The 9,439-nt window shown below is 56.0% G+C and carries 3 protein-coding genes; 2 read left to right on the plus strand and 1 reads right to left on the minus strand.

The window, feature by feature from the left end:
* Nucleotides 1-38: 38 nt before the first annotated feature.
* Together AOY23_RS21110 and AOY23_RS21115 are read left to right on the plus strand one after the other, a co-directional pair.
* Nucleotides 39-6,671 (plus strand): Ig-like domain-containing protein, encoded by a 6,633-nt coding sequence (locus tag AOY23_RS21110; RefSeq protein WP_235501694.1) that lies wholly within the window; start codon nt 39-41, stop codon nt 6,669-6,671.
* Nucleotides 6,672-6,811: 140 nt separating this feature from the next.
* Complete coding sequence (locus AOY23_RS21115) at nt 6,812-7,672, plus strand: OmpA family protein (RefSeq protein WP_081005677.1); 861 nt, start codon at nt 6,812-6,814, stop codon at nt 7,670-7,672.
* 156 nt (nt 7,673-7,828) lie between these two features.
* Here AOY23_RS21115 and AOY23_RS21120 read toward each other — a convergent pair.
* Nucleotides 7,829-9,439: TolC family protein (locus tag AOY23_RS21120; protein ID WP_152958666.1), on the minus strand; the 1,611-nt coding region annotated here is incomplete at its 5' end.

A 9,439-nucleotide genomic window follows, 5' to 3' on the forward strand; every position in this document is an offset into this window, starting at 1 on the left:
AACTGACGCTGGACTTCACACCGCCGGACAGCAGCAAAGTGAGCATTACCAACGTCATTGATGACGCGGGGACGGTCACGGGCAATATTGCCTCCGGAAGCGTAACGGACGACAACACACCGCTGATTAAGGGGACGGGCGCGGAACAGGGCGACATTATCACCGTGTACAACGGCAGCACCATTATTGGTTCTGCAATCGTACAGAGCGATGGTACCTGGTCACTGCAAGTCAACACGGCGCTGGCGGATGGCACATACCGACTGACGGCGAAAGAAACCGACAAAGCGGGTAATGAAACATCGCCTTCGGCGGAATACGTGATTCAGATTGACGCTGGCGGACAACCGCTGCCGCCGACGCTGACCAGCGTTGTTGATGATGTGCCGCAACACACCGGTGCGCTGCAGAGCAACGAGGTGACCAACGACAATACCCTGACATTGACCGGTACCGCCGAAGCGGGCGTGACGGTCAATATCTACGGTGGTGTCAATGGCACAACGCTGCTGGGTTCAACCACGGCGGATGCCAATGGCGACTGGACTTACACCACGCCGATACTGCCAGATGGCCAGCACACATTCGTTGCTGAAGCCGTTAACAGCATCGGTCAGGTGAGCCCGCAAACCGGAGGCTTCCCGGTCACGGTGGATACCAGCGCACCAGGTGCTGTGTCTGACTTCGTGGTCACCGACGATCAGGCGCCGCAGATTGGTAACCTGAACAATGGTGATACCACTAACGATGCAACGCCGAAGATCAGCGGTATCGCCGAGTCTGGCAGTATTGTCCATATCTACGTCGATGGCGTAGAGAATGGCTCAACAACCGCCGATGCCTCGGGTAACTGGAACTACACCACCACGTCAGTGGCAGATGGCCAGCACACCTTTACGGCGCGTGCTGAAGATACTGCAGGCAACCTGGGCCCGGTAAATACCGGTACGACGGTTATTGTGGATACCTCGCTGGTATCGGTCACCATCACTAACGTGAAGGATGATGTGGGTGCGATTACTGGTAATGTGGCAGCGGATAACGTGACTGACGACGCCCGTCCGGAAATCACCGGTATGGCGAAAGCAGGTAGTATTGTCACCATCAAAGATGGCAGTACGGTTCTGGGCTCCACCACCGCGGAAGCAAACGGAACCTGGAGCTTCACACCGGCGACTAACCTGGGTGACGGTGCACACAGCATCACAGCAACCGCAAGAGATCTGTCGGGTCAGGAAGATACGTCCAGCGCCTTCAACTTCAGCGTGGATACGGCGGCGCCAAACCGTCCGACGATTGATTACGCAGAAGATCAGGTGGGTGCCGTTCAGAATGACCTGAGCAACAACGGCTATACCGATGATCCGCAGCCAATTCTGCACGGTACGGCAGAAGCGAACAGCATCGTCAACATCTATACCGCAGACGGTACGCTGATCGGTTCTGCAACGGTCAGCAGCAGCGGGGCGTGGAACTTCAAGCCGGGCAGCAAACTGCCTGAAGGCAAGAACACCTTCTACGTCACAGCGAAAGATGCAGCCGGTAACGTCAGCGACAAGTCTTCGGACTTCGTGGTGAATACCGACTACACCTCACCGGATGTCAGCAAGGTGTCTATCGACACCGTGACCGACAACTATGGTACGGTGCAGGGTTCGGTCTCGCACGGCGGCGTGCTGGACGATCCGCGTCCGGTCATCGGGGGTACCGGTGCTGAACAGGGTGACGTCATTATCGTGTACACGACGGATAAAGACGGTAACACCAAGGTACTGGGTTCCACCATTGTGGATGTCAACGGCAGATGGACACTGACGCCGTCCGAATCCCTGTACGCGGATTCCATTAACCAACTGTCTGTCGTCGAAACTGACAGCGTTGGCAACGAGGCGAAACCGTCAGGCACGTACGACGTAACACTGTCTAACCCGCCTGCGGCGCCGGTGATTGATGGCATGACCGACGATACCGGTTCGGCGAATGTCGAACTGGCTATCAACGGCGTGACCAAAGACACCACACCGACACTGCACGGTACCGCACCGGGCGTGGCTGGCAACATCGTGACCATTTACAACGGTAACCAGGTTGTGGGTACAACCACGCTGGATGCGAGTGGTAACTGGACCTTCACGCCGCAGCCTGCACTGGCCGATGGCACGTACGACTTTACCGTCACGGTGAAAAACACCGCCGGTCAGGAAAGTGCGCAGAGCCCGTCGTTCGGCATCGAAATTGATGCGACGGCACCGGGTGCGGTCACGGATCTCACGATCACTGACGACGTCGGTACCATCACCGGTACGTTGAGCAACAACGACGTCACCGATGACAACAAACCGACCTTCGCAGGTAAGGCGGAGCCAAACGGCATCGTCAACATCCTCGATAACGGAACCGTCATCGGTAGTGCCGCGGTGGATAACTTCGGTAACTGGAGCTGGACGCCGACGACAGAACTGGCGGATGGTGCACATCAGTTCACCACCACCGTTACTGACAGCGTGGGTAACACTGGCGCGCCAACATCACCGGTGAATATCACCGTCGATACACAGGCACCGGGTATTACGCTGGCCATTGACGGCTATCTGGATGATGTCGGTACTAACAAGGGTGTGATAACCACCAGCGGCAGCAGCACTGACGATACGTCGCCGGTTCTGAGAGGCAGCTGGACGGGCGATCTGGGTTCTGCGGAATACATCAAGATCTACCAGGATGGCATCTTCCTCGGTAACGCGACGCTGGATCGTGGTCAGCACACCTGGACGCTGGATGTGTCGGGTCTTGAAAATACGAAGACGTATCAGTTTACCGCGTCAGCCGTTGACGCTGCCGGTAACGAATCTGCTCAGAGCCCGGCCTTCTCACTGACGATCGACCTGGATCCGCCGACCCAGACCGTTACCATCACCAGTTACACCGACAACGTCGGCATGGACACTGGCAACATGGGCCCGAACACCTCCACTGACGACCGCCAGCCGGTGTTGAACGGCAAGATCGTCGGTGCTGCGCTGGAAGCAGGTGATGAGGTTCGTATCTACGATGCCAACACCAATACGCTGCTTGGTACGGCAACGGTGAGCGGTGACAGCTGGAGTTTCGAACTGCCTGCGCTGAATGACAATACGACCTATAACTTCCGTGCGGTCGTCTCGGATAGCGCCGGTAACGAAGGCACCACGTCCGGCAACTTCACGCTGACGGTGGATCTGACTGTGATCGTTAACGCCCAGGATACGCTGGATACGACACCGATCATTTCCGGTTACACCGGTTTTGAAATCCAGCCGGGTGAGTACGTCGAGGTGACGGTTAACGGTAAGACCTACAGTTCGCAGAACGGACAGGTAGTGGTCGACCCGCGTAACAACACCTGGTATGTCCAGATCCCGGACGGCGATGCGCTGGCGGTAGGCAGATACGACGTTTCCTCGGTGCTGTACTCGGCGGAAGGGGTACGCATCACCACTGACGATACGACCAATGAACTGATTGTATCGCCGACACCGCAAGTGACGGTGGGTGCCGGTGGTGGCGACCCGGATCAGAAAGCAACGTCGGTAACGCTGAGCGAAGATGGTGTATGGCGTATCCATACTAACCAGACCATGCTGGATTCGACTGCGACATCTTCGTCCTCTCTAGGCGATTTTACGACGACGAAACTGGTGAGTAACTCCGGCTCGGGCTATGACGCCAACAACTACGTACAGAACGCCACCTTCATCGACTACAATCGTGATGGACTGATGGATCTGTTTACTGTTGACAGTAACTATAATGATGGTCAGCAGATGTTCTACTACAACGGTTCCAGCTATGTCGCCTATCAGGTAGGAGCAAGGACGAATTCGCCACAAACTGGCGACTTCGCTGGTGATGCGAACACTGATGGCAGTGCGAATACCTGGAGCTGGTATGGTGGTATCATCGCCATTGATAAGAACGGTGACGGTTATGTTGATATGGTCAACGGCGACCAGACGCCGAACGACTCTGCAATTCGTGACGGTTATGGTTCGCAGATTGTTCTGAACAACGACGGCACCATCGTCGGCATGGATAAAGACGGCACATTCGCCACAGACTATTCCGCTGACTCCAGCCATGAGCCTATCGGTCTGGATCAGTCGCAGCCGGATATGGAACTGTCGGGCGTGGACATCAACAACGATGGTATCGTCGACTTTGTGATGCACAGTCAGAACATCGTTGCGGATGGTTCTCGTATCGACAAGCCAGGGGCAACGGACAACTCTGCCGCACGAAGCGAAAACCAGGCACGTCTGGTTGTCGTAAACGGCACCAACAACGGCAACTGGCAGGTGACGCAGGTCGTCGATAACGTGTTCCAGCGTGGTACTGATAGCGATCCGAACATTGGTAACGGCGTGGCGATGACCTGGGGCGACTTCAACGGCGACGGTTACATGGATCTGTTCCTGGGCCGTGGTAGCGAAAGCACCACCTCGGCGTCGGGGGCAGGTAACAACGCCGGCGAGTATGCCAGCCGTATTCATTTCAACGACGGTACCGGCAAGCTGATGTTCAGCGACCCGGATAACAACGGCATCGGTAACCCGACCGGGATGTACACCTTCAACGATACGCTGGCAGGCGGGGCCTCCCTGGCGCTGGACTGGAACCACGACGGCAAGGTGGACATCATCGAAATGCCGGGGATGGAATCCACGTCGGGCGGTATCCGTGAGTCGGCAGCGACCGGCGCGGTGAACCTGTACACCAACACCTCGACGGGCGGTTCGACGAGCTTTACCACCTCCAATATGCTGACGCAGGTTGGTAAAACCACCATCGGTGGTTCGTCAACCGCTCAGCAGGTAACCGGTAGTGTCGCTATCGACATTGACTGGGACGGTGACCGTGATCTGCTGATCTTCACCAGCGGTGGTACCACTACGTACATCGAGAACAAGAACGATGTTTCGTATGGCTCGGCTATCCACCTGCGCATCCTCGATGAGGGTGGTATCAACTCACTGTATGGCAACACCGTACAGCTGATTGATGAAGCGACAGGTGCTGTGGTGGCAACGCAGATGATCAACGCCCAGTCCGGTAACCAGACGAACGACAGTACCGCTATGGTGGACTTCTACGGTCTGGATGCCAGCAAGTCGTACAGCGCGGTGATCCTGCGCTCCAGCGGCGGTGCGGTTGAGAACGTCGGCGGTGTTGCGTCGGTGAACGGCACAACCGTCCAGAACGTCAGCAAGGCGTGGGCAGGACTGACAGCGGGTGAAGCTAACCAGGCTTACGTACTGACCACAGAGTCCGAAACTAACGTGGCGAACGCCAGCACCACCGGCGGCACCAACACCACGGGTATTGTGGGTACCGGTTATAACGATACCTTCTTCGCGACCCTGGGTAATGACCTGTACAACGGTGCAGGCGGTACGCAAACCGTCTCCGGCGTGAAATCCTGGAGCAACACCGGTGGTCTCGACATCGTTGACTACAAGCTGGCAGGCAACGCCGCGCTGACCATTGACCTGAACAAGACGACCATGCAGAACACGGGCTTTGGTAGCGCCCGGTTCGTGAACGTCGAAGGTCTGGCGGGTGGTCAGGGTAACGATACCTTCACCGGTAACGCAGGCAACAACTACTTCGAAGGCCGCGGCGGGAATGACATCTTCAATCTCGACAATGCTAAGAATGGTGGTGGTCAGGATACCCTGATGTACCAGGTCCAGGCAGGCGGAAGCAGTAACGGTACTGGCGGTAACGGTAGCGATACGGTCAACGGCTTCTGGGTCGGTACGGTAGAAGCGACGAGCAGCGCGGATGCTATCGACGTCAGCAACCTGCTGGTTGGTTACTCTGCAAGCGCGGACGGTGCGGCTCACTACATCAACGGTGTTGCCACCATCGATGCGGGTGAAACCATCGGTCAGTTCCTGACGGTGACCTACAACGGTAAGGATACTGTCGTGTCCATCGACCGCGACGGCAGCGGCGGCGCCTACAGCGCGTCCACACTGCTGACGCTGACGGACACGGAAGCCGACCTCGCGACGCTGCTGGCTAACCACCAGTTGATTCTGAGCAGCGCGAACAGTGCCGGCACCGCGAACTTCAGCTCGCTGAGCGAAGGGATGACCGCCAACCTGTGGACCGGCTTCAACTCCGCAGGCGAGCAGCTGGAAAACATCACCACGCTTATCAGTACCAGCGGTGATGACGTCATCACGGATAACTCAGCGGATAACGTTCTTGAGGGCGGAGCAGGTGATGACACCTTCTACCTGATGAACGGTGGTAACGACACGCTGATGTACAAGGTGCTGGATGGCATGGGTAATGACAGTACCGGCGGCAACGGTCACGACGTGGTTCACTGCTTCAACGTGGGCAACGTGGCAACTGACAGTGACGCCGATACGCTCAACCTCAGCGATCTGCTGGATTACAGCGGTCCAATCTCCTTCTTCGAGAACAACGGTAAGACGGAGCTGGATGCGGTATCGAAAGGGCTTGAGAATTACCTGAAGACAGAAGTGGTCGGTAACGACACGGTCATCAGCATCGACCGTGATGGTCAGGGCGGACAGCATGGCTTCACGCAGGTTGTCACCCTGGCAGACGTACAGACCGATCTGGTCACTCTGCTGCAGAACAACCAGATCACGATTTAACCCGGTAATCCCCGCCATCTCCGGATGGCGGGCTATCTGTTCGCGCCCGCAGTCAGGGCGCGACGGAGGGGATAAGTGAGGCGAATTGTCTGGATGTTGTTATTTATCGATGAATTACTGGGTTAATCCGGGAGTGAAAAATGAAAGCAAGCTGTTTTAGTTTTAGCAAATTCACGTTGATTCTCTGCGCGCTGGCAGGGTCTGGCGCGTCTGTGGCGTCGGCTGAACCTTACCGCCCGGTTGCAGCAGTGGTACCTGAACAGGCACAGGTGGTGATGTACTATCCACAGGGAAGCGTGCCGGCGACGGTCTACGTAGACCGTGAATTGCAGTCTGCGTTACTGCCAGGTGAGTTTACTGTCTTTTGCGTGACGCCGGGTGCGCATGCAATCGAATCTGTTTTCAACGATCACCCGCTTTATCAGGGTAAACAAAACCCGACGCAGCAACTGCCTGCCGAGGGCGGTGAAACCTACTTTGTGCAGGTTAACCCCGGCACAACCGGCAACACGGCTGCACTGGAAGAGCGCCCGCAGGCAGAGTCGATTCTGAACCGCCTGCAAAAACACACCCGCCTTGTGAACCGCGCATCGCAGGCGAAGAGCTGTAATTACATCAACTCCAACGGTGTGGTTCTGATTCAGGAACAGGTTCTGTTCCGTTTCGCGAAGAGCAATGCCGCCGGGATCCTGCCGGACTCCCGCAGCAAGCTGGACAACGTGGTGAGGTTCATTAAGCAGGCCAGTAACGTCAGTGAAATTCAGCTTATCGGCTTCACCGACGCCATCGGTAGCCGTGATGCCAACCAGCGTCTCTCTGAAGCTCGAGCCAACATGGTACGGTCGTTGCTGATCGAGCAGGGAATTAAGCCTGAGATGATCAACAACACGATGGGGCAAGGTGTTGCCCAGACGGCGGAAGGATGTGGTACCCGCACCAGTCAGCAGGACGCTGGTTGTAACGTTAACAGCCGCCGTGTAGAAATTTTTGTGAAAAGTTAATAACCTGTTCTAAAACATAAAAATACGGGATGCAGATGTGTGATCCCGTATCATCTAAATCTTTGTGGATTGATTTATCCATTCTGTGTGATTATACAAGTTATTTTCTTGTGTTGAAATAATGTAATCCTGCTTTGTATTTTTAGGCTGTAAATCTTATATCCCACCATCATTTCTGTTAATACCCACCCAGTTGAGCAGCATGGAAGCGCTCGAAATAACGTTGATGTTAGAAATATAACCATCGTAGCGGTTATTTATTGCCGACAGCTGGTTATTAAAATGGTCATTTTCTGCCGTCAGCACATCTAATAATGTTCTTTTCCCGAGGTGGTACCACTGCTCATAAAACATTTGCCGCACGCGGTCCGTTTCGGCAGAGAGACGATCGTAATCATCGGCACGTAAGAAAGAAGAATCGCGGATCTGGATCTGGTTATTAATCTGGTATTCCAGGTCGCGGTAGTTGACTTCATATTGCTGTTGCGCGGCATTGGCTCTTGCCCGCGCCGACATCTGCGCTGCCCGTTCGGAACCGCCGCTGAACGCATTCCACTCCACGTTCACCCCGGTATACCATCCGCTTTCATTGCCATTGACGTCTTTGGCGGTGCTTTTTGAAATCACCCAGTTCACCTGCGGCAGACTGGAGGCTCTGATGCTTTCTGCTTCATGCTCCGCCGCCCGGACTTTCGCCTGCAGGCTCATCATCATCGGGCTGCGGTCCAGAGAAGCAATGGCGGTGTCGGCCGGGATAATCGTGTCGCGCCAGGAGATATTTTCCGGCACCACCGGCTCGGCACCCAGCAGACGTACCAGTTTGATCCGGCTGCTGCTGACCTGATGCTCGATGTTGTCCATATTTGCCTGCGCCGACATCAGCTTGGCTTTTGCCTGCACCAGCTCGCTGTCGCGTCCCGGGTCCGCCTCGGTGATTTGCGACAACATGGTGACCAGTTCCTGCATCCTGTCGACATAGGCTTTCGCCACCATCCGGCTGTGCTGATAACGACTCAGGTTCATCAGTTCCGAGATGGTGCTGTACGCCAGTTGTTCGCGGGAGTGATCCTGGTCGTAACGCGCGGATTTTGCTGTTTCTTCCGCGTTATCCACCTGGCTGCTGATCCGCCCCCAGTCGATAATCGGTGTGGAAACCGTTACTGAACCGCTGGTATCGCTGATGTGGGAATTGTTGTTGGTGGACGTATCACCGCCGACAGTCGTGAACGGTGAGGTCACACCCAGTTTCACCTGCGGCCAGCGCTGACCGCGAGCCTGGTCAACGCTGTAATCCATCGCCAGCACTTCAGCGGAGGAGGCGCGCATTTCCGGGCTGTAGGCCAGCGCTCTGACCACCATCTGACGCAAAAAGTCGCGCGATGGGTTATCACTTAACGCCTTAAATTGCTGTTGCGACATACCGCTGATGTCGCGAGGGCCACTGCTTCTCTCTGACTGCCCCTGCCAGCGCACTTTGTTGTACGCCGGATCGGGCTTGTAGTATTCGGTGACAGGCGGGAAGTAATCATAGTTTTTCTTCAGTACCGCTCTGTTTTCTGATTTGGTTTCGACATTCTCACGCCGGACGAATGCCGGTTTTGTTTTCTTCGGCGGCGGCGTTGACGCGGTATTGCGCACAGCCACCGGCGCGGTAGTGCTGATGGTCGCTGGCGCGGTGATCCGCTCATAACGCTCTTCCGGCGTACTGTTCTTGTCTACTGGTGGCGGGCTGACTGGCGCGGGTGGTGGCGTTATCGCCGGAACCGC

The sequence above is a fragment of the Trabulsiella odontotermitis genome, from assembly GCF_001297775.1.
Taxonomy (GTDB): Bacteria; Pseudomonadota; Gammaproteobacteria; order Enterobacterales; family Enterobacteriaceae; genus Trabulsiella; species Trabulsiella odontotermitis.

What these genes read in the sequence shown, in the direction of transcription:
- AOY23_RS21115 (WP_081005677.1), top strand. Translation starts at nt 6,812, where the DNA reads ATGAAAGCAAGCTGTTTTAGTTTTAGCAAATTCACGTTGATTCTCTGC.